We start from the raw sequence: 20,450 nt of genomic DNA, 5'->3' as shown, positions 1-20,450 counted from the left end.
CCGGCCCCGTCAGCCGTGCGGCAGGGGGCGGGTGTCCGGGGTGACCTGGCTGCCCGGGGTGGCCCGGACGATGGCGATGAGCCGGTCCGTCGGCTGGAGGGTGCCGACGGACGGATCGTCGTAGCCGAGCACCCGGTGGCCGCGGACGACGCTCAGCACCAGGTCGTCCGTCTCGCGCGGCGTCTTGCCCACCTCGGCGCGCACCACCGGCCGCTCCACGAGGTCCAGCCCGCTGCCCTGCTGGATCAGGTCCTCCATCACCATGCCGGCGGCCGGGCTCAGCACCGACAGGCCGAGCAGCCGGCCGGCCGCGCCGGAGCTGGTGATGACGGCGTCGGCGCCGGACTGGCGCAGCAGCGGGGCGTTCTCCTCCTCGCGGACGGCGGCCACGATCTTGGCGCCGCGGTTGAGCTGGCGGGCGGTCAGGGTGACGAGGACGGCGGTGTCGTCGCGCTGCGGGGCGACGATGATCTGCCGGGCCTTGTGCACCTCGGCGCGCTTGAGCACGTCGCTGCGGGTGGCGTCGCCTATGACCCCGGCGTAGCCCTCGGCGTTCGCGGCGTCGATCGCCTTGGAGCTGGGGTCGACCACGACGACCTGCTCCCTCTTCAGCCCGGTCGCGCAGACGGTCTGGACGGCCGACCGCCCCTTCGTGCCGAAGCCGATGACGACGGTGTGATCGCGCAAGGTGGACCTCCAGCGGTTCAGGCGCCATTCCTCACGGGTGCGTTCGGTGAGGACCTCCAGCGTGGTGCCGACCAGAATGATCAGGAACAGCACGCGCAGGGGCGTGATGAGCAGGATGTTGGCGAGCCGGGCCCCGTCGCCGACCGGGGTGACGTCGCCGTACCCCGTGGTGGAGAGGGTCACGGTCGCGTAGTAGAAGGCGTCGAGGAGGTCGACGGAGCCGTCGGCGTTGTCGTGGTAGCCGTCGCGGTCGAAGTAGACGATCAGCGCGGTGGCCACCAGCACCACCAGGGCCATGACCAGTCGCTTGACGACCTGGCGGACCGGGCGCTCCACCACTTTCCTCGGCAGTTGCACCCGATGGGTCACCAGATGCTCGTCCGCTTGGCGGGCGATGGCGTCGTGGCCCGGAAGTTTCACGTGAAACACACCCCGATTCCGGCGGTCGCCCATGGCAGGTCCAGCAGTTCCGCCTCCTCGCCCTGCCGGGCCCCGCCCGGCGGCACGACGGCCAGCGCGTCGGCGGCGGCGATGCCGCGGAGCATCGCCGGACCGTTGTAGCGCAGCGGCACGGCGTGGTCCCCGCGCAGCACCACGGGGATGAGCCGGGTGTCGTACGGGTGCCCCTGCACCGCCTCCCTCAGGGGCAGGGTGTACGGCTCGGGCGCGGGACGGGCGGCGAGGGTCCGCAGCAGCGGCTCGGCGAGCGTGAGCAGGCCGGAGACGGCCGCGAGCGGGTTGCCGGGCAGGCCGACGAGGTGCTGGTGGTCCTTGGTGCGGGCCAGCAGCATGGGGTGGCCGGGACGCACCTTGACGCCGTCGACGAGGAGTTCGGCGCCGATGCGTTCCAGGACCGGGTGGACGTGGTCGACGGGTCCGGCGGCGGTGCCGCCCGTGGTGACGACGAGGTCGGCCCGGGAGCCGGTGACCGCCTTGCGTAGCGCCCGGGCGTCGTCGCCGATCCGGCGCACGGCGACGACGTCGGCGCCGAGCGCGCGCAGCCAGGACGGCAGCATGGGGCCGAGGGCGTCCCTGATCAGCCCGTCGTGCGGCAGGCCCTCGCTCAGCAATTCGTCGCCGAGGATCAGCAGTTCGGCGCGGGGGCGGGGGACGACGGTGACCGTGTCGTAGCCGGCCGCCGCGGCGAGGCCCAGGACGGCGGGGGTGACGAGGGTGCCGACGGGCAGCAACTGGTCACCGGTGCGGCACTCCTGGCCCCGGGGGCGGATGTCCTGGCCGTGGAACATCTCGCGGGTGGGGTGCAGCCGTCCCTGGGCGTCGGTCCGGCCGTGCTCCGTGCGCAGGACGGCGGTGGTGTCGGCGGGAACGCGGGCGCCGGTGGCGATGCGGACCGCCTCGCCGTCGGTGAGCGGCTCCGGCTGGGCGTGCCCGGCGAGGACGCCCTCCTCCCGTACCTGCCAGGGGCCGGGGCCGGCGACCGCCCAGCCGTCCATCGCCGAGGTGTCGAAGGAGGGCAGGTCGGCGAGGGCGTCCAGGGGGGCGGCCAGGACCAGCCCGAGGGCGTCGCCGAGGGCCGCGGAGACGGGGCCGCGCCGGGACCCGGCCGGGGTGCCCGCCGGGTCGTCCCGGCCGTGGGCGCGCGCGGTGCGGGCGGCGCGGGCGGCGATCTCGCGGGCGCGGGGCCAGGGGGTGGACGTGTGCCGATCGGCGGGCCCGCCGGGCCGCCGCGCGGACGGATCCGCGGGCGGGCCGCCTGCCGGGCCGTCGTCCCCGGGCTCCCTGTGGGGTTCCCTCACCAGCGCCAGGGCCTCCTCGACGTCGAGGTCGTCGGCGCCGGCGGCGCCGGCGGGCGTCCCGGCCCGGGTGCCGGGGGCGGTCATCCGGCGTCCGGGGCGCTCGGGCCCCCGCCGCTCGCGCTCTTGCCGTCCCCGTCGTTCTCCTCCTGCCACCGCAGGGCCAGCGCGGCGGCCCGGCGGGCGGCTTCGGCGACGGCCTCGGGGTCGCCCGCGCCCCGGGCCGCGGCATAGCCGACGAGGAAGGTGGTCAGCGGGGCGGCCGGGCGGGCCACGCCGTGGGCGGCGTCCCGGGCCAGGTCGAGCAGGACGCCGGTGTCGACGTCCAGGTCGATGCCCAACTCGTCCTTGACTGCGGAGATCCATTCATCCAACACGTGCCCATGCTCCCTGATGCGTGCCCTGGCGTCGGCGATGTCGTCCCAGGTGTCGCAGTCGAAGGACGCGAGCGGGTCCGGGACTCGGGTGAGGCGGAGGGCGCCGGTCAGCCGGCGCAGGGGCAGCCCGGTGAGCCCGTCGTGGGCGGCGGCGAGGGCGGCCAGCTCGCGGCGCAGGGCGGCGGTGCGGTAGACGGCCACGAGCGGCTGGTCGCGGCCGTCGGCGTCGGTGAGGAGCGCGCCGTCGGCGCCGGTGCCCCGAAGGGCCGTCAGCAGCCGCCCGATCGTGGCCGGCCGGAGAAAGGGCAGGTCGGCGGAGAGGACGGCGGTGTACTCGGCGACGGTGCGGTCGGCGGTGGTGCGCTCGACGGTGCCACGGTCGGCGGGGGTGTGCTCGGTGCGCCCGGCGATGGTGCGGTCGGCGGTGGTGTGCCGCAGTCCGGCCGCCAGCGCGGCGAGCGGGCCGCCGCCGGGCGGTTCCTCGCGGGTCCAGCGCACCGGGCGGGCGGTGGGCCGGGGCGCGGCCACGACGACGGTCGTCCGGGCGTCGGCGCAGGCCGCGAGCACCCGGTCGAGCAGGGCCCGGCCGCCGACCCGGACGCCGGGCTTGTCGGCCCCGCCGAGCCGCCGGGCGGACCCGCCGGCCAGGACGACGGCGTCGTACGGGGCGGGTGTCCCGGGTGCGGCGGGTGCGGCGTCGGTCACCCCACGAGTATGTCCCGTCGACCCCTCCGTCCGGGCCGGGCGGGGGTCACGGGATGCGCACGCTCGTCCCTCACAGGGTGCGCAGCAGCACCGCCGGCTGCTCCACGCAGTCCGCCACGTACCGCAGGAAGCCGCCCGCCGTGCCGCCGTCGCACACCCGGTGGTCGAAGGTGAGCGAGAGCTGCACGACCTGCCGGACGGCCAGCTCGCCCTCGTGCACCCACGGTTTGGGCACGATGCGGCCGACGCCGAGCATGGCCGCCTCGGGGTGGTTGACGATCGGGGTGGAGCCGTCGACGCCGAAGACGCCGTAGTTGTTCAGCGTGAAGGTGCCGCCGGTGAGTTCCCCGGGGGTCAGCGTGCCGGTGCGGGCGGCCTCGGTGAGCCGGGCGAACTCGGCGGTCAGGGACTCGGCGTCGCGGGTGTGGGCGTCCCGGACGACCGGCACGACCAGCCCGCGGTCGGTCTGGGCGGCGAACCCGAGGTGGACGCGGTCGAGCCGGACGATCTCGCGGGCCCCGGTGTCGACGAAGGAGTTCAGCTCGGGGAACCGGGCCAGCGCGGCGGTGCAGATCCGGGCGAGCAGCGCGAGGAGGGAGATCCTCGGGCCGCCGGCCGCGTTCATCGCGGCGCGGGCCCGCATGAGTCCGGTCGCGTCGGCGTCGACCCAGCAGGTGGCGTCCGGGATCTCCCGGCGGCTGCGGGCGAGCTTGTCGGCCACGGTGCCGCGGACGCCCTTGAGCGGGATCCGCACCCCGTCCTCGCCGCCGGGAACCGCCGCGGCGGCCGATGCGGCCGGTTCGCTCCCCGCGGAAACCGGCACCGCCCGGCCGGCGGCCCGGGTGCGCAGGGCGTCCTCGACGTCCGCGCGCAGGATGAGGCCGTCCGGGCCGGAGCCGGTCAGGTGCCGCAGGTCGACGCCGTTGTCCCGGGCGAGCTTGCGCACCAGCGGGGAGATCACGGGGACCGGCCCCTCGACGGGCGGGGACGCCGGTGCCGTCTTCGGCGCGGCCACGCGCGCGTGGGGCGCCGTCTCGGCGGCCGCGGTGTGCCGGGGCCGTCCGTCGGCGGTGGCCGTGCCCGCCCGGACCCGACGGCGGCGGGCCGCCGGTGGCTGGGTGCCGTAGCCCACCAGGACGTTGCCCGAGCCCTCCGGTTCGCCGACGGCGACCGTCAGCAGCGGGGCGCCGACGGGCAGTTCGGTGCCCTCCTCGCCGAAGCGGGCGGTGACCACGCCGCCGTAGGGGCAGGGCACCTCGACCATCGCCTTGGCCGTCTCCACCTCGACCACCGGCTGGTCGACGGCGACCACGTCGCCGACCTGGACGAGCCAGCGGACGATCTCCGCCTCGGTGAGTCCTTCGCCGAGGTCGGGCAGCTTGAACTCCAGCACCTGGGCCATCAGCTCCCCGCCTCCCACTGCAGCCGGGCCACGGCGTCCAGGATGCGGTCGACGCCGGGCAGGTGGTGCCGCTCCAGCATGGGCGGCGGGTAGGGGATGTCGAAGCCGGCCACGCGCAGCACGGGGGCCTCCAGGTGGTGGAAGCAGCGTTCGGTGATGCGGGCCGCGATCTCTCCGCCCGGCCCGCCGAACCCGGTGGACTCGTGGACGACGACCGCGCGGCCGGTGCGCCGGACGGCCGCGCACACCGTCTCGTCGTCGAACGGCACCAGGGAGCGCAGGTCGATCACCTCCAGGTCCCAGCCCTCGGCCCGGGCGGCGTCGGCGGCCTCCAGGCAGACCGGCAGCGAGGGGCCGTAGGTGATCAGCGTGGCACTGGTGCCCGGGCGGCGCACCACCGCGCGTCCGAGGGGCGCCACCTCCTCGGGCCGTTCGGGGTTCCAGGAGTCCTTCGACCAGTAGAGCCGCTTGGGCTCCAGGAAGACCACCGGGTCGTCGGAGGCGATGGCCTGGCGCAGCAGGCCGTAGGCGTCGGCGACGGTGGCCGGGGTGACGACGTGCAGGCCCGGGGTGGCCATGTAGTAGGCCTCGGACGAGTCGCTGTGGTGCTCGACGCCGCCGATGCCGCCGCCGTAGGGGACGCGGACGGTGATCGGCAGGGGCATCCGGCCGCGCGTGCGGTTGCGCATCCGGGAGACGTGGCTGACCAGTTGCTCGAACGCCGGGTAGGCGAAGGCGTCGAACTGCATCTCCACGACCGGGCGCAGGCCGTACATCGCCATGCCGACGGCGGTGCCGAGGATGCCGGCCTCGGCGAGCGGGGTGTCGGTGCAGCGGTCCTGGCCGAACTCCTTGGCCAGTCCGTCGGTGACGCGGAAGACGCCGCCGAGGGTGCCGACGTCCTCGCCCAGGACGTGCACGGCGGGGTCGTCGGCCATGGCGTCGCGCATCGCGCGGGTGAGCGCCTGGGCCAGGGTGGCGGGCTTGACGGCGACGGTGGTCATCGGGCGCCGCCTTCCCGCGCGCCGGGCTCCTCGCCGAATCCGCCGGACTGCTCCTGCCCGGCCTCCAGCTCGGCCCGCAGCAGGGCGCGCTGCTCGCGCAGTTGGGGGGTCATCTCGGCGTAGACGTGGTCGAAGAGGTCCATGGGGTCCGGCTCGGGGTCCCGGTTCATGCGTTCCCGCAGGGAGGCGGCCATGGCCTCGGCGTCCTGCCGGACGGCCTCGATGCCGGCCTCGTCCAGCAGTCCGCGTCCGGTCAGTTCGCGTTCCAGCAGCTCGACCGGGTCGTGCGCGCGCCAGGCCGCCACCTCGGCGTCCTCCCGGTAGCGGGTGGCGTCGTCGGCGTTGGTGTGGGCCTCCAGGCGGTACGTCACGGCCTCCACCAGGGTGGGACCGCCGCCCGCGCGGGCGTGCCGTACGGCCTCGCCGAGGACCTCGTGCACGGCCGCGGCGTCGTTGCCGTCGACCAGCCGGCCCGGCATGCCGTATCCGACGGCCTTGTGGGCCAGGGAGGGCGCGGCGGTCTGCTTGGCGAGCGGGACGGAGATGGCGAAGCCGTTGTTCTGGACCAGGAAGACGACCGGGGCCTGCCAGACGGCGGCGAAGTTCAGCGCCTCGTGGAAGTCGCCCTCGCTGGTGCCGCCGTCGCCGACCATGGCGAGCGCCACCACGTCGTCCCCCTTGAGGCGGGCGGCGTGGGCGAGGCCGACGGCGTGCGGCAGCTGGGTGGCCAGCGGGGTGCTGAGGGGGGCCACCCGGTGGGCGTAGGGGTCGTAGCCGCCGTGCCAGTCGCCGCGCAGCAGGGTGAGCGCCTCGACGGGGTCCACGCCCCGGGCGATGACGGCGAGCGTGTCGCGGTAGCTCGGGAAGAGCCAGTCGCGCTCCTCCAGGGCCAGGGCGGCGCCGACCTGGCAGGCCTCTTGGCCGGTGCTGGACGGGTAGACGGCGAGCCGGCCCTGCTTGGTCAGGGCGGTGGCCTGCGTGTTGTAGCGGCGCCCGCGCACCAGCTGGGCGTAGAGCCGCAGCAGCAGGTCGGGGTCGGTCCTGGCGGCCGAGCCGGTGCCGAGGACGCGGTGGGGCTCGGCGTCGGGCAGCAGCGGCGCGGGGTCCGTACGGGGCTGCCAGGCGGGCGGCGGCGACGGCCGGTACGCGCCCCGCTGCTCCAGAACCGTCATGACGGCACCTCCTCGTGGGAGTGGCTACGGAGACGGGTCGGCTGTGACCCGTCTCACCTACCGATTGTTCGGTCGTCGGCACATTTTGGCTACAGGCGCCCTCGGGCTGTGGACAAACGGTTCTGCACAGCCTGGAATGAACGCAGGACGTCCACGGCGAGGAAGCGGGGGGACATGGCGCCTGAACAAATGGCCGACGGGCCGCGGGAGGGCGGGGCGCTGCCGCCGCCACGCCCGCTGGACGCCGTCGACCAGGACATCCTGAAGATCCTCCAGGCGGACGGCCGCGCCTCGATACGCTCCGTCGCCGAGCGCGTCCACGTCTCGCGCGCCAACGCCTACGCCCGGATCAACCGGCTCGTCGAGGACGGGGTGATCCGGGGGTTCGGCGCCCGCGTGGACCACGAGCGGGCGGGCCACGGCACGTCCGCCTACATCACGCTGAAGATCGTGCAGAACAGCTGGCGCACGGTCCGCGAGCAGCTGCGCCGGCTGCCCGGCGCCTCCCACATCGCCCTGGTGGGCGGCGACTTCGATGTGCTGCTGCTGGTGCACACGCCCGACAACCGGGCGCTGCGCGAGCTGGTGCTGACCCGGCTCCAGGCGATCCCCGAGGTGCTCAGCACCCGCACGCTGCTGGTGTTCGAGGAGGAGGACCTGGAGCCGGACGGCTGAGGTCAGCCTCGGCGCAGCCCCGAGAAGACCAGCCGGACGACGGCGTCGGCCACGTCCCGGTCGCTGGCGCCGCGGACGTCCGGCCGGTACCACTCCACGATGGAGTTGATCATCCCGAAGACCAGCCGGGTGGCCAGCCGCACCTCCACGTCGCCGCGTATGTCCCCCTCGTCCGCCGCCGCCCTCATCAGCCCGGCCACCCGGTGGTCGAAGTCGCGGCGCCGCTCCAGCGCCCACCGCTCGGTCTCGGTGTTGCCGCGCACGCGCAGCAGCAGCGTGACGTAGGGCAGCTCGGCGGTGAGCACCTCCACCATGCGGCGCACCACGTGCTCCAGCCGGTCGGCGGCGCGTCCCGCGCGCGCGTGCTCCTCCTCCAGGATCGCGAACAGCCCGTCCAGGGCGCGGCTGACGGCCCGGCGCAGCAGCTCCTCCTTGCCGCTGACGTGGTGGTAGATCGACGACTTGGAGATGCCGGCGGCCTTGGACAGGTGCTCCATGGAGGTGCCGTCGTAGCCGCGCTCGTTGAAGACCCGCACGGCGACGGAGAGCAGCGTCTCGGGGGTGTAGGTGTCGCGTCGGGCGGTGGTCATGAGGTGCTCTCCCGCCGGTCGTTGGCGTAGGCGTGCCGGTAGAGCGCGAGGGACGGCGCGTAGCGCCCACAAGGGTCGCGCTCGTGCATCTCGTCCAGGATGTCGTAGGCGAAGTCGCGCCCGAGCCTGCGGTCCCACTCGAAGGGGCCGAGCGGGTAGCTGACGCCGAGGCGCATCGCGGTGTCGATGTCCTCCTCGGTGGCCACGCCCTTGGCGACGGCGTCGTGGGCGAGGTCGATGATCCGGGCGACGGTACGCGCGACGATCATGCCGGGGACGTCGCCGATGACGCTGACGTCCTTGCCGAGCGCCTGGAAGAGCCCGGTGGCCTCGGCGAGGGTCCGCGGCGAGGTGTCCTTGGAGGCGGACAGGGCGATCCGGGTGGCCTTGCGGTAGTCCAGCGCGAGGTCGAAGTAGACGACGTCGCCGAACTCGGCGGAGGTCTGGCCGTCGGCCAGCACCAGGTCGCCGCCGCCGGGCAGCACCAGTCGGGTGCCCTGGTTCTCGTCCTCCTCGCGGACCTGGATGCCCGCCTCCCGGATCAGCGGGAGCAGCTCGGCCGCCGGGCCCAGGCCGCCCTCGGCGACGACGTGGGCGGGCGGCCGCTCCTTGTCGGCCGTGTGCGGCTCGGGCCGCTCGGCGCCTTCGGCGTGGTCGTACCAGCCGCGTCCGCTCTTGCGGCCGAGCCGGCCGGACTCCACCAGGCGCCGCTGGGCCAGGGAGGGGGTGAAGCGCACGTCCTGGAAGAAGGACTGCCACACCGAGTGGGTGACGGACTCGTTGACGTCCTGGCCGATCAGGTCGGTCAGCTCGAACGCGCCCATCCTGAAGCCGCCCGACTCGCGCAGGACCGCGTCGATGGTCGCCGGGTCGGCCGCCTGGGACTCGTAGACGGCGAACGCCTCGGCGTAGAAGGGCCGGGCGATGCGGTTGACGATGAAGCCGGGGGTGTCGGCGCAGGCCACCGGGGTCTTGCCCCAGGCGCGAGCGGTCTCGTACGCGCGCGTGGCCGACGTGACGTCGGTGGCGAAGCCGGAGACCACCTCCACCAGGGGCAGCAGCGGCGCCGGGTTGAAGAAGTGCAGGCCGACGAAGCGGCCCGGGTGGCGCAGGGCGCCGCCGATCGCCGTCACCGACAGCGAGGAGGTGTTGGTGGCCAGCAGGCAGTCCTCGGCGACGACGTCCTCCAGCTCGCCGAAGAGCCGCTGCTTGACGTCCAGGCGCTCCAGGACCGCCTCCACGACCAGTCCGCAGCCGGCCAGCTCGGCGAGGCCGTCCACGGGCGTGAGGCGGGCGCGGGCCGCGTCCCGGTCGCCGGCGGCGAGCCGGCCCTTGTCCACGAGCCGGTCGAGCCGGGCGCCGATCGCTCCGGCCGCGTCCCGGGCCCGCCCGGGAACGGCGTCGTACAGCCGTACGGGATGGCCGGCGACCAGCGCGACCTGGGCGATGCCCTGGCCCATGGTGCCGGTGCCGACGACGGCCACGGGGCTGCTGAGGTCGAGTCCTGTCATGTGCGCGATCCTCCCGCACGACGTTTTCCACAGATGCGCCGGACCCCCTTGTCCCGACCGATCGTTCGGTTACTCTAGCTCTGACGGGCAGCCGCTGCCCAGGTCACGGACTCGACGAAGAGACTCTCCAGACGAGGAGTTGGTCCCGCATGGCCGCCGAACCGACCGCCCACGAGCTGCTCCGGAAGCACCGGCCCACGCTCGACCAGGCGCTGGAAGCGATCCGCACGCGCGCCTACTGGTCCCCGCACCCCGAGCACCCGAAGGCGTACGGCGAGGACGGCAGCCTGGACGCGGCGGCGGGCAAGGCCGCCTTCGACGCCCTGCTGGGCAACCGCCTCGACCTCGCCGACCAGCCGGGCATCGACGACTGGGTGGGCGGGGAGGTCTCCCCGTACGGCATCGAGCTGGGCGTGACCTACCCGCACGCGGACATCGACGTGCTGCTGCCCGCGATGCGGGCCGGGCAGCGCGCCTGGCGGGACGCGGGCCCGGAGCTGCGGGCCGCGGTCTGCCTGGAGGTCCTGAAGCGGATCAGCGACCGCACGCACCAGTTCGCGCACGCGGTCATGCACACCTCCGGCCAGGCGTTCATGATGGCCTTCCAGGCGGGCGGCCCGCACGCCCAGGACCGCGGCCTGGAGGCGGTGGCGTACGCGTACGCGGAGCAGATCCGCACTCCGGAGCAGGCGGAGTGGACCAAGCCGCAGGGCAAGCGCGACCCGCTGGTCCTCACCAAGCGGTTCACCGCGGTCCCGCGCGGCATCGGCCTGGTCATCGGCTGCAACACCTTCCCGACGTGGAACGGCTACCCCGGCCTGTTCGCCTCCCTGGCCACCGGTAACGCGGTCCTGGTCAAGCCGCACCCGCGCGCGGTGCTCCCGCTCGCGCTGACCGTCCGGATCGCGCGGGACGTGCTCGCCGAGGCGGGCTTCGACCCGAACCTGGTCGCGCTGGCCGCCGAGCGCCCCGGCGAGGGCATCGCGAAGGCCCTCGCGCTGCGCCCCGAGATCAAGCTCATCGACTACACGGGCTCCACGGCGTTCGGCGACTGGCTGGAGGCCAACGCCCGCCAGGCGCAGGTCTACACCGAGAAGGCCGGCGTCAACACGGTGATCGTGCACTCCACGGACGACTACCGGGGCATGCTGTCCAACCTGGCGTTCTCGCTGTCCCTGTACAGCGGCCAGATGTGCACCACCCCGCAGAACCTGCTCGTCCCCCGCGACGGCATCGCCACCGACCAGGGGCACAAGACCTTCGACGAGGTCACCGCCGATCTCGCCCGCGCGGTCGACGGCCTGCTCGGCGACGACGCCCGCGCGAACGCGCTGCTCGGCGCGATCGTCAACCCGGACGTCAAGGCCCGCCTGGAGGCCGCGGCCGGTCTCGGCGAGGTCGCCCTCGCCTCCCGCGAGATCGCCAACCCGGAGTTCCCGGGCGCGGTGGTCCGCACCCCCGTCATCGTCAAGCTGGACGGCGCCAAGCCGGACGACGAGGCGGCGTACATGAGCGAGTGCTTCGGCCCGGTCTCCTTCGCGGTCGCCGTCGACTCGGTGACGGACGCCGTGGAGCTGCTGCGCCGCACCGTCCGCGAGAAGGGCGCCATGACGGTCGGCGCGTACACCACGGACGCCGCGACCGAGCGGGCCGTCGAGGAGGTCTGCCTGGAGGAGGCGGCCCAGCTCTCCCTGAACCTGACCGGCGGGGTGTACGTCAACCAGACGGCCGCCTTCTCCGACTTCCACGGCTCCGGCGGCAACCCCGCGGCCAACGCGGCCCTCACCGACAGCGCCTTCGTGGCCAACCGCTTCCGGATGGTGGAGGTGCGGCGGGAGGTCTAGGTGACGGGCACGCCCCCGGTCGCGCTCCAGTGGTACAGCGTCATCGCCACGCTGGTGGCGAGGTTGTAGCTGGAGACCTGGGGGCGCATCGGCAGGCGCAGCAGATGGTCGGCGCGGGCGCGCAGCTCCGCCGAGAGGCCGGTGCGTTCCGAGCCGAAGGCCAGCACGGCGTCGTCCGGCAGCCGGGTGCCCCGGATGTCCTCGCCCTCCGGGTCCAGCGCGAACAACGGCCCGGCGGGCAGGCCGGCCGGCTCCAGGCGCTCCACGACGGTCGCGAAGTGCAGGCCCGCGCCGCCGCGCACCACGGTGGGGTGCCAGGGGTCGAGCGTGCCCGTGGTGACCACCCCGGTCGCCCCGAACCCGGCGGCCAGCCGGATCACGGCGCCGGCGTTGCCCAGATTGCGCGGGTGGTCCAGGACAACGACGGGTGCGGTGCGGGGCGTACGGGCGAGCGCCCGCAGACCGGCCTCCCGGGACGGCCGCACCGCGAGGGCGGCCACCCCGGTCGGGTGCGGGCGCGGGACGAGGGAGGCGTACGCCTGCCCGGACACCTCCGTCAGCAGGGCGTCCAGCGTGTCACGGACGTCCCCGGCCAGTTCCTCGGCGAGCCCGAGGGCGGCCCCGCGGTCGGTGGTGACGGCGACCGGCACCTCGGCGCCGAAGCGCAGCGCGTGCTTGAGGGCGTGGAAGCCGTCGAGCAGGACGGCGCCCTCCTCGTGCGCGCGCCAGCGGCTCAGCGGGTCGGTCATGCGGTGAACCCTACGTGGTCGGGCGTGCCCTCCTGCGCGGAGCGCGGCGCCGGCACCGCGCGGCGGGCGAGCCGCCCCCGCGCGCGTGCCGCCAGGCCGCCGAGCCGGCGCAGGAAGGACGTCGGCAGGAACACCGAGTCGGCGGCGATCATCGCCAGCGAGAAGAAGGGCAGGCCGAGGACGACGGCGATCACCAGGTGCTCGGCCATCATCACCACCAGCAGGACGTTCTTGACCCGCCGGTTGAACAGGCTGAACGGGAAGGCGACCTGCACCATGACCGTCCCGTAGGCCACGGCCATCATGATCGTGCCGCTGGAGGACATCAGGTCGGCGAGGCCGGGCCAGGGCGAGAAGTAGTCCAGGTGGAGCGGGTAGTAGACGGCGGTGCCGTCCTGCCAGCGCGAGCCCTGGACCTTGTACCAGCCGGCCGTGGCGTAGATCAGGCACGCCTCCGCCATGATCACGACCAGGGCGCCGTTGTGCAGGATGTTGGCGACGACGTCCAGCAGGGTCCGCGGCTCCCGCCAGGCCGCCCGGCGCCCGGCGGCCCACCACAGGCCGAGTCCCGCCCAGGCCGTCCACAGCAGCACCGGGATCAGCCGGTCGTTGCCGTGGAACCGCCCGGTCAGCGTCGCCGCGCCGAGTGCCGTACCGAGCACCGCCCACAGCACCGGCCCCACCCGGTCGGCGGGCACCCGCTCCCCACGCGCGCGTGCCGCCGCCTCGCGCGCCGCGCGGCGGGCGTCCAGGGACCACACCTGTCCGCAGCGCGTGAACACCAGGTAGATCGACATCAGGTGCAGCACGTTGTCGCCGCCGTCGCCCACGAACACGCTGCGGTTCTGGAGCGACAGCACGCCCACCATGAACAGCACGGAGGAGGTGCGGGTGCGCCAGCCGAGCGCCAGGGCGGCGGCGGCGAGGACGGCCAGCGCGTAGCAGACCTCGAACCACAGGCGTCCGTCGGACCACAGCAGCGCCGAGAAGGCGTGGTTGTCGTCGGTCAGCTGCCTGGCGAGGTTCCAGCCCCAGGGCCCGGAGGGGCCGTACAGCTCCTGGCGGTGCGGGAACTCGCGCAGCAGGAACAGCAGCCAGGTACCGGCGAACCCGATCCGGATCACGGCGCTCTGGTACGGGCCGAGGGCCGCGCCGGTGATCCGGGCGATGCCGCGCGACAGGGTCAGGGAGAGCTGGTTCACCGCACGCCTCCCGCGGCCTCGTCGGACGTCACGGACCACCAGGGCAGCAGGCGGTGGACGGGCTTGTCGGGCACGCGCTCACGACTCCAGGGCGGTGGCTGCACATTGAGGGTGCTGGAACGGACCTGCACGCGCCGGATCACGCCGTCCCGGCTCGTCGGGTCGCTCCGGTACAGGCGCATCACCACGAGCCGGCGCAGGTACTGCTCGGACAGCGAGCCCCGCAGGCCCACGGCACGGTTGTCGGTGCCGTGCGTGGCGGAGAAGAAGTCCCAGGCGCGGCGCAGCTCGTTCTGCTGGGTGTGGCTGGGCACCGGATTGCCCTTGATGGCGGCGCCGTCCTGGGCGGACAGGTCGGTCCACCCGGTGGTGCGCAGCCCGCCGTCCCGCGTCCGCACCTCGGCGCGGACCTGTACGGCGATGTTCTGCTGGAGCGGGTTGGGGGCGAACAGCTTCCAGTTCTGCTCGAACTCGGGGTACACCCATTCCTCTATCGCCTCGCCGTGCTGCTTCGTCACGGTGTTGGAGGGCGCGAGGCTGAGGAACACCATCAGCAGATGCGCACAGGCGGCCACCCCCACCACCGCGAGCGCCAGCGCGGCGCCGACCTGGTAGGGCAGGGAGAGCGCGGCCACTCCGGTACGGGGCCGGGGAGCGCCGCTGCGGGGACCGGAGGCGTCGGTACGGGGCTCGGGCGGGGTCGGGCCGGTACGGGGCCCGGAGCCGGCGGCGGGCGGTGGGGGCGGCTGCGGTGACCGTGGTGGCTGTGACGGCTGATCCGGGAGACGCGTCCCGGCCGGCCCGTCGGGAGCCTGCGGTTCCCGCGAGTCCTTGTCGTACGCGTCCATTCCGTCCCGTCCCCCGTCTCGGTTCGTTCTCGTCCGGCCCGGTCGTTCCGCTCGGTGTCCCCGCCCGGCATCCGGCCCGGCGGGGACGCCCGGCGGCGCAGGGTCGTCACAGGCGTCACATGCTGCACGAGCACCACGTCTCGGCGCCCGCACGGAACGGTACTCAGCCGGAGGCACCGGGCGCAGCCCCGGGTACGGACCGAGCACCCGGACCGGCCCGCCCGGCGGTTCCCAAGGCTGGGTCGCACGGCCTGTGGCGCCCCGGCCGACGCCGGTGACGCGGACACGGCCCCTCTCCCGGCCCAGCCCTCCGACCCCGGTCCCCCTCCTGCCTCCTGCCACGCGGCGCCACGGGTCGGGCCCCGACTGCGGCCGCCCTCCTCCCCACCGGCCCCGGCCACCGCCGTCATCCCCTCGGCACCAGCCCCGCAGCCCCGCCCCCGCGAGTTGTCCACAGGCCGGGCCGGGAGTTTTCCACAGCGGTTGACACCCCGCGGCGGCCCGGCACACCATGGTTGCGCACGGACCGAACGATCGGTCGGGCCGGAGCAGACGGACAGCGTTCACCGCACAGCCGAGGTCAGGGGGACCGCATGGCCACAGCAGCCGCGCAGCGCACGGCCCGCACCGGGGCGGACGGCGCGCCGGACACCGCCGGCACGACGGCCTACCAGCACGCTTTCGACGCGGCCGTGGCCGCGGACGAACGCGTCGAACCACGCGACTGGATGCCCGACGCCTACCGCGCGACCCTGGTCCGGCAGATCGCCCAGCACGCGCACTCCGAGATCATCGGCATGCAGCCGGAGGCCAACTGGATCACCCGCGCGCCCTCCCTGCGCCGCAAGGCCATCCTGATGGCCAAGGTCCAGGACGAGGCGGGCCACGGCCTGTACCTGTACAGCGCTGCGGAGACGCTCGGCACCAGCCGCGACGAGTTGCTGGACAAACTGCACACCGGCCGCCAGAAATACTCCTCGATCTTCAACTACCCGACCCTGACCTGGGCCGACGTCGGCGCGATCGGCTGGCTGGTGGACGGCGCCGCGATCACCAACCAGGTCCCCCTGTGCCGCTGCTCCTACGGCCCGTACGCCCGCGCGATGGTCCGGATCTGCAAGGAGGAGTCCTTCCACCAGCGCCAGGGCTACGAACTGCTGCTGGCCCTCAGCAAGGGCACACCGGAGCAGCACGCCATGGCGCAGGACGCCGTGGACCGCTGGTGGTGGCCGTCGCTGATGATGTTCGGCCCGCCCGACGACGAGTCCCAGCACTCCGCGCAGTCGATGGAGTGGAAGATCAAGCGCCACTCCAACGACGAGCTGCGCCAGCGCTTCGTGGACATCTGCGTCCCGCAGGCCGAGTCCCTGGGCCTCACCCTCCCCGACCCGCACCTGCGGTGGAACGAGGAGCGGGGGCACTACGACTTCGGTCCGATCGACTGGACGGAGTTCTGGGAGGTGCTCAAGGGCAACGGCCCCTGCAACGACCAGCGCCTCACCCAGCGCAGGCGCGCCCACGACGAGGGCGCGTGGGTACGGGAAGCCGCCGCGGCCTACGCGGCCAAGCACACCGGCGACACCGGTGGGACGGGAGCGACGCGAGCATGAGCACCACCGACTGGCCCCTGTGGGAGGTCTTCGTGCGCTCCCGGCGCGGCCTGTCCCACACCCACGCCGGCAGCCTGCACGCGCCCGACGCCGAGCTGGCCCTGCGCAACGCCCGCGATCTGTACACCCGGCGCGGCGAGGGCGTCTCCATCTGGGTCGTCCCGGCCGCCGCCGTCACCGCCTCCTCGCCGGACGAGAAGGACCCCTTCTTCGAGCCGGCCGCCGACAAGCCCTACCGGCACCCGACCTTCTACGAGATCCCGGAAGGGGTGAAGCACCTGTGACCGCCACCGGCCCCGCCACCGTCCCGGTGACCGCCGCGCTCGCCCTCGGCGACGACGCCCTGGTGCTCTCCCACCGCCTCGGGGAGTGGGCCGGTCACGCCCCCGTCCTGGAGGAGGAGGTCGCCCTCGCCAACATCGCCCTGGACCTGCTCGGCCAGGCCCGGGTGCTGCTGTCGCTGGCCGGCGACGAGGACGAACTGGCCTATCTGCGCGAGGAACGCGCCTTCCGCAACCTCCAGCTGGTCGAGCAGCCGAACGGCGACTTCGCGCACACCATCGCCCGCCAGCTGTACTTCTCCACCTACCAACACCTCCTCTACGCGGAACTCGCCGCGGGTGACGGCCCGTTCGCCCCGCTGGCCGCGAAGGCCGTGAAGGAGGTCGCCTACCACCGCGACCACGCCGAGCAGTGGACCCTGCGGCTCGGCGACGGCACGGAGACCAGCCGGGACCGGATGACCCGTGCCTGCGCCGCGCTGTGGCGGTACACCGGGGAGATGTTCCAGCCGGTGGAGGGCCTGGCCGCCGACTGGGCACTGCTGGAGGAACGCTGGCTGGAGTCCGTCGGGGGTGTGCTCGCCCGTGCCACCCTCGCCCTGCCCGAGGGGCCGCGCACGGGGGCCTGGTCGGCCGGTGCCGGCCGGCAGGGCCTGCACACCGAGCCGTTCGGCCGGATGCTCGCCGAGATGCAGCACCTGCACCGCAGCCACCCGGGGGCGTCATGGTGACCTCCACCGCCCTGGAGGCGGAGCTGCTGGAGCTGGCCGGGTCGGTGCCCGACCCCGAGCTGCCCGTGCTCACGCTGCGGGAGCTGGGCGTGCTCCGCGCGGTCCGTGTCCGCGCCGCGGGCGCGGTGGAGGTCGATCTCACCCCCACCTACACCGGCTGCCCCGCCATCGAGGCGATGAGCGTCGACATAGAGCGGGTGCTGCGCGCCCACGGCATGCGCGAGGTGACGGTCCGCACGGTGCTCGCGCCCGCCTGGTCGACCGACGACATCACCCCCGAAGGACGCGAGAAGCTGCGGGAGTCCGGCATCGCCCCGCCCCGCACGCACCGCGCGGCCGGCCCGGTGCCGCTCACCCTCGGCCCGACCCGCACCGAGTCCGCGCACACCGGCGGGAACACCCGCCCGGAGGCCGGGACGGAACCGGTCCGCTGCCCGCACTGCGGATCGGCCGGCACCGAGCTGCTGAGCCGGTTCTCCTCGACCGCGTGCAAGGCGCTGCGCCGGTGCCTGGCCTGCCGTGAACCGTTCGACCACTTCAAGGAGTTGTGATGGCACGCTTCCACCCGCTCCCGGTGGCCGCGGTCGACCGGCTCACGGACGACTCCGTCGCCCTCACCCTCTCCGTCCCGCCCGAGCTGCGCGAGGAGTACCGGCACGCGCCCGGCCAGCACCTCGCCCTGCGCCGCCGGGTCGACGGCGCGGAGGTCCGGCGCACCTACTCGATCTGCTCCCCCGCCCCCGACCCGGCCGGCGAGGGCCCGGCCGCCCTGCGGGTGGGGGTGCGGCTGGTGGAGGGCGGCGCCTTCTCGACGTACGCGCTGAAGGAGATCAACGTCGGGGACGAGCTGGACGTGATGACCCCGGCGGGCCGCTTCACGCTGGAACCGGCGCCCGGGCTGTACGCGGCGGTGGCCGGCGGCAGCGGCATCACCCCGGTGCTGTCCATCGTCGCCACGCTGCTGGCCCGGGAACCGGCGGCCCGGTTCTGTCTGATACGCGGCGACCGGACGGCCGCCTCGACGATGTTCCTGGAAGAGGTCGCCGACCTGAAGGACCGCTACCCCGAGCGGCTCCAGCTGGTGACCGCGCTCTCCCGGGAGGAGCAGCAGGCGGGCCTGCCGTCGGGCCGGCTCGACCGGGAGCGGCTCGCGGGGCTGCTGCCCGCGCTGCTGCCGGTGGACGAGGTGGCGGGCTGGTTCCTGTGCGGGCCGTACGGGCTGGTGCGGGGCGCCGAGGAGGCACTGCGCGACCTGGGCGTGGCGCGCGAGCGGATCCACCAGGAGATCTTCCACGTGGACGCGGGCTCGGCCCCGGTGGCGACGACGGCGGTTCCCGCGCACAGCACCGTCACCGCACGTCTCGACGGCCGTGGCGGCACCTGGCCGGTGCGGGAGGGCGAGTCGCTGCTGGGGACCGTGCTGCGCAACCGGCCCGACGCGCCCTACGCCTGCAAGGGCGGGGTGTGCGGGACGTGCCGGGCCTTCCTGGTCGAGGGCGAGGTGCGCATGGACCGCAACTTCGCGCTGGAGTCGGAGGAGACCGAGGCCGGGTATGTGCTGGCCTGCCAGTCGCATCCGCTGACCGAAAGGGTGGAGCTGGACTTCGACCGCTGAGACGCCGTCCGTCCCCTTCACCTGGGGACCTTCTCCTGGGAACTTGCTCCCGGGACCGTTACCGCCTGACGCACCATCAGAGCACGGTCGCGCCGGCCTGCGAGGGGCGGATGTCGCGCCGGCCTGCGAGGGGCGGATCCGGGCGGCCGGCCGGCCGCCCGGCCCCTCGGCCGGCGGAACGGAAAGGGGCGTCCCGCCACGGGACGGTCAGGCGACGAAGCCCGGGGCGCCGTCGTCGGTGACGACCGGCCGGCCGGCCCGCTGCCAGTCCTGCATGCCGCCGTCGACGTTCACCGCGTCGATGCCCTGCTGGACCAGGTACATGGTGACCTGGGCCGAGCGGCCGCCCGAGCGGCAGATGACGTGGACGCGGCCGTCCTGCGGGGCGGCCTCGGCCAGCTCGCCATAGCGGGCCGCGAACTCGCTGAGGGGGATATGCAGCGCTCCCTCGGCGTGGCCCGCCTGCCACTCGTCGTCCTCGCGGACATCCAGCAGAAACGCGCCGTCCTTGAGATCCGTGACCTGGACCGTGGGCACACCAGCTCCGAAATTCATGGCTCCGACGCTACCCGACGCCCGGCTCAGCCCTGTCCCAGCAGCCCCGCCAGCTCCGTCTCCCGCTGGGCGATGTCGGCGTGCAGCCGGCCGGCGATCTCGTCGAGCAGGCCGTCGGGGTCGTCCGGGGCGAGCCGGAGCAGCCCGGCGATCGCGCCCTCCTCCAGCTCACGGGCGACCAGGGTGATCAGCTCCTTGCGCTGGGCGAGCCATTCGAGGCGGGCGTACAGCTCCTCCGCCGGGCTCGGACGGCGCTCGGGCGGCAGCGGTCCGGCGGCCCACTCGGCTGCCAGCTCCGTGAGAAGGGTCTCGTCACCGCGGGCGTAGGCGTCGTTGACCCGGCTGAGGAACTCCTCGCGCCGCTTGCGCTCGTCCTCCTCCTGGGCCAGGTCCGGGTGGGCCTTGCGGGCGAGGTCGCGGTAGAGCTTGCGGACCCGCTCATCGGGCCGCACCCGCTGCGGGGGCCGCACCGCCTGGCCGGTGAGCATGGCGGTGGCCTCCGGGAACAGGCCGTCCCCGTCCATCCAGCCGTGCAGCAGCTCCTCCACGCCCGGCAGCGGCAGCACCCGGGCACGGGCCTCGTCGGCGCGGCGGATGTCCTCGGGGTCACCGGTGCGGGCGGCCCGCGCCTCGGCGATCCGCGCGTCCAGCTCCTCGATCCGGGCGTAGAGCGGGCCGAGCCGCTGGTCGTGCAGGCGGGAGAAGTTCTCCACCTCGACGCGGAACGTCTCCACGGCGATCTCGTACTCGATCAAAGCCTGCTCGGCGGCCCGGACGGCCTGCTCCAGCCGCTCCTCGGGACGCGGCTTCTCGGACGGCTGGCCGGCTTCGGGGGTGGTCACCCGCTCAGCGTAGCGCCGTGGGGCGCTGCGCCGGTCCCGGGCCGGGGCCGGGGCTTCGGTGCGCCGCCTTCCGGGAGCGGCCGGGCACCGCGCCACCGCAGCGGTGCGGATATGCCGCCCGGTGCCGACCCGCCGGAGCCGGGCAGCACGGCGGCCCGCGCCCCTGCCAGTCGCGCCCCGCGCCTGGGAAGCGCCGGGCCCGGGCCCGAACCGGGGACCGGGGCTTCGGTGCGCCGCCCTCCGGGAGCGGCCGGGCACCGCGCCACCGCAGCGGTGCGGGTGTGCCGCCCAGTGCC

Annotated in this window: 20 protein-coding genes; 7 read left to right on the top strand and 13 right to left on the bottom strand. The window is 74.5% G+C overall.

Annotated features, from left to right (window positions below):
* Nucleotides 1–9: 9 nt before the first annotated feature.
* From ACZ63H_RS11175 to pdhA, 6 genes are all read right to left on the bottom strand, one after another.
* Nucleotides 10–1,107 carry a potassium channel family protein gene (locus ACZ63H_RS11175; RefSeq protein WP_469863681.1) on the bottom strand — a complete coding sequence of 366 codons (1,098 nt, stop codon included), beginning with the start codon at nucleotides 1,105–1,107 and terminating at the stop codon, nucleotides 10–12.
* Nucleotides 1,104–2,528 (bottom strand): molybdopterin molybdotransferase MoeA, encoded by a 1,425-nt coding sequence (locus ACZ63H_RS11170; protein WP_469863680.1) that lies wholly within the window; start codon nucleotides 2,526–2,528, stop codon nucleotides 1,104–1,106. The genes ACZ63H_RS11175 and ACZ63H_RS11170 overlap by 4 nt, the downstream gene beginning before the upstream one ends.
* Nucleotides 2,525–3,523, bottom strand: a complete 999-nt coding sequence (locus ACZ63H_RS11165; RefSeq protein ID WP_469863679.1) for an NTP transferase domain-containing protein — start codon at nucleotides 3,521–3,523, stop codon at nucleotides 2,525–2,527. Before ACZ63H_RS11165 ends, ACZ63H_RS11170 begins: the two co-directional genes overlap by 4 nt.
* 70 nt (nucleotides 3,524–3,593) lie before the next feature.
* Nucleotides 3,594–4,925 carry a dihydrolipoamide acetyltransferase family protein gene (locus tag ACZ63H_RS11160; protein WP_469863677.1) on the bottom strand — a complete coding sequence of 444 codons (1,332 nt, stop codon included), beginning with the start codon at nucleotides 4,923–4,925 and terminating at the stop codon, nucleotides 3,594–3,596.
* On the bottom strand, nucleotides 4,925–5,929 hold the full coding sequence (locus ACZ63H_RS11155; protein ID WP_469863675.1) for an alpha-ketoacid dehydrogenase subunit beta: 1,005 nt from the start codon (nucleotides 5,927–5,929) through the stop codon (nucleotides 4,925–4,927). The genes ACZ63H_RS11160 and ACZ63H_RS11155 overlap by 1 nt, the downstream gene beginning before the upstream one ends.
* Nucleotides 5,926–7,101, bottom strand: a complete 1,176-nt coding sequence (pdhA, locus tag ACZ63H_RS11150; RefSeq protein ID WP_469863674.1) for a pyruvate dehydrogenase (acetyl-transferring) E1 component subunit alpha — start codon at nucleotides 7,099–7,101, stop codon at nucleotides 5,926–5,928. Before pdhA ends, ACZ63H_RS11155 begins: the two co-directional genes overlap by 4 nt.
* A gap of 174 nt (nucleotides 7,102–7,275) precedes the next feature.
* On the opposite strand from pdhA, the gene ACZ63H_RS11145 reads away from it, so the two are divergent.
* The gene (locus ACZ63H_RS11145) at nucleotides 7,276–7,776 is read left to right on the top strand and encodes an Lrp/AsnC family transcriptional regulator (RefSeq protein WP_469863672.1); all 501 of its coding nucleotides are present in this window, start codon (nucleotides 7,276–7,278) and stop codon (nucleotides 7,774–7,776) included.
* Nucleotides 7,777–7,778: 2 nt separating this feature from the next.
* On the opposite strand, the gene ACZ63H_RS11140 is transcribed toward ACZ63H_RS11145, so the two are convergent.
* Nucleotides 7,779–8,366, bottom strand: a complete 588-nt coding sequence (locus ACZ63H_RS11140; protein ID WP_469863671.1) for a TetR/AcrR family transcriptional regulator — start codon at nucleotides 8,364–8,366, stop codon at nucleotides 7,779–7,781.
* Entirely contained in the window at nucleotides 8,363–9,877 is a 1,515-nt protein-coding gene (locus ACZ63H_RS11135) for a 3-hydroxyacyl-CoA dehydrogenase (RefSeq protein ID WP_469863669.1), read from the bottom strand. Before ACZ63H_RS11135 ends, ACZ63H_RS11140 begins: the two co-directional genes overlap by 4 nt.
* Before the next feature lie 149 nt (nucleotides 9,878–10,026).
* Here ACZ63H_RS11135 and paaN point away from each other — a divergent pair, with 149 nt between their 5' ends.
* The gene (gene paaN / locus ACZ63H_RS11130) at nucleotides 10,027–11,721 is read left to right on the top strand and encodes a phenylacetic acid degradation protein PaaN (protein ID WP_469863668.1); all 1,695 of its coding nucleotides are present in this window, start codon (nucleotides 10,027–10,029) and stop codon (nucleotides 11,719–11,721) included.
* On the opposite strand, the gene ACZ63H_RS11125 is transcribed toward paaN, so the two are convergent.
* From ACZ63H_RS11125 to ACZ63H_RS11115, 3 genes are read right to left on the bottom strand one after another with little or no spacing between them, the layout of a single operon-like run.
* Nucleotides 11,718–12,470, bottom strand: coding sequence for a TrmH family RNA methyltransferase (locus ACZ63H_RS11125; RefSeq protein ID WP_469863667.1), 753 nt, complete (start codon nucleotides 12,468–12,470; stop codon nucleotides 11,718–11,720). The two genes, paaN and ACZ63H_RS11125, sit on opposite strands and share 4 nt — an antisense overlap.
* Complete coding sequence (locus ACZ63H_RS11120; protein WP_469863666.1) at nucleotides 12,467–13,672, bottom strand: HTTM domain-containing protein; 1,206 nt, start codon at nucleotides 13,670–13,672, stop codon at nucleotides 12,467–12,469. The genes ACZ63H_RS11125 and ACZ63H_RS11120 overlap by 4 nt, the downstream gene beginning before the upstream one ends.
* Nucleotides 13,669–14,520 carry a DUF5819 family protein gene (locus ACZ63H_RS11115; protein ID WP_469863665.1) on the bottom strand — a complete coding sequence of 284 codons (852 nt, stop codon included), beginning with the start codon at nucleotides 14,518–14,520 and terminating at the stop codon, nucleotides 13,669–13,671. Before ACZ63H_RS11115 ends, ACZ63H_RS11120 begins: the two co-directional genes overlap by 4 nt.
* A 593-nt stretch (nucleotides 14,521–15,113) precedes the next feature.
* On the opposite strand from ACZ63H_RS11115, the gene paaA reads away from it, so the two are divergent.
* From paaA to ACZ63H_RS11090, 5 genes are read left to right on the top strand one after another with little or no spacing between them, the layout of a single operon-like run.
* On the top strand, nucleotides 15,114–16,130 hold the full coding sequence (paaA, locus tag ACZ63H_RS11110) for a 1,2-phenylacetyl-CoA epoxidase subunit PaaA (protein ID WP_469863663.1): 1,017 nt from the start codon (nucleotides 15,114–15,116) through the stop codon (nucleotides 16,128–16,130).
* Nucleotides 16,127–16,414 (top strand): 1,2-phenylacetyl-CoA epoxidase subunit PaaB, encoded by a 288-nt coding sequence (gene paaB / locus ACZ63H_RS11105; RefSeq protein ID WP_387513223.1) that lies wholly within the window; start codon nucleotides 16,127–16,129, stop codon nucleotides 16,412–16,414. Before paaA ends, paaB begins: the two co-directional genes overlap by 4 nt.
* On the top strand, nucleotides 16,411–17,142 hold the full coding sequence (paaC, locus tag ACZ63H_RS11100; protein ID WP_469863661.1) for a 1,2-phenylacetyl-CoA epoxidase subunit PaaC: 732 nt from the start codon (nucleotides 16,411–16,413) through the stop codon (nucleotides 17,140–17,142). Before paaB ends, paaC begins: the two co-directional genes overlap by 4 nt.
* A complete protein-coding gene (paaD, locus tag ACZ63H_RS11095) occupies nucleotides 17,136–17,693 on the top strand; it encodes a 1,2-phenylacetyl-CoA epoxidase subunit PaaD (protein WP_469863660.1) in 558 nt (185 codons plus the stop codon). Before paaC ends, paaD begins: the two co-directional genes overlap by 7 nt.
* Nucleotides 17,693–18,757, top strand: coding sequence for a 2Fe-2S iron-sulfur cluster-binding protein (locus ACZ63H_RS11090; RefSeq protein ID WP_469863658.1), 1,065 nt, complete (start codon nucleotides 17,693–17,695; stop codon nucleotides 18,755–18,757). Before paaD ends, ACZ63H_RS11090 begins: the two co-directional genes overlap by 1 nt.
* Nucleotides 18,758–18,964: 207 nt before the next feature.
* Here ACZ63H_RS11090 and ACZ63H_RS11085 read toward each other — a convergent pair whose 3' ends face one another.
* A complete protein-coding gene (locus ACZ63H_RS11085; RefSeq protein ID WP_469863844.1) occupies nucleotides 18,965–19,294 on the bottom strand; it encodes a rhodanese-like domain-containing protein in 330 nt (109 codons plus the stop codon).
* Between the two features lie 44 nt (nucleotides 19,295–19,338).
* Complete coding sequence (locus ACZ63H_RS11080) at nucleotides 19,339–20,154, bottom strand: hypothetical protein (protein WP_469863657.1); 816 nt, start codon at nucleotides 20,152–20,154, stop codon at nucleotides 19,339–19,341.
* Nucleotides 20,155–20,450 lie beyond the last annotated feature (296 nt).

The organism is Streptomyces sp. NPDC104831, assembly GCF_055583025.1.
Note: the sequence above shows the minus strand (reverse complement) of the source record. Positions and strands in the feature narration are given on the sequence as shown.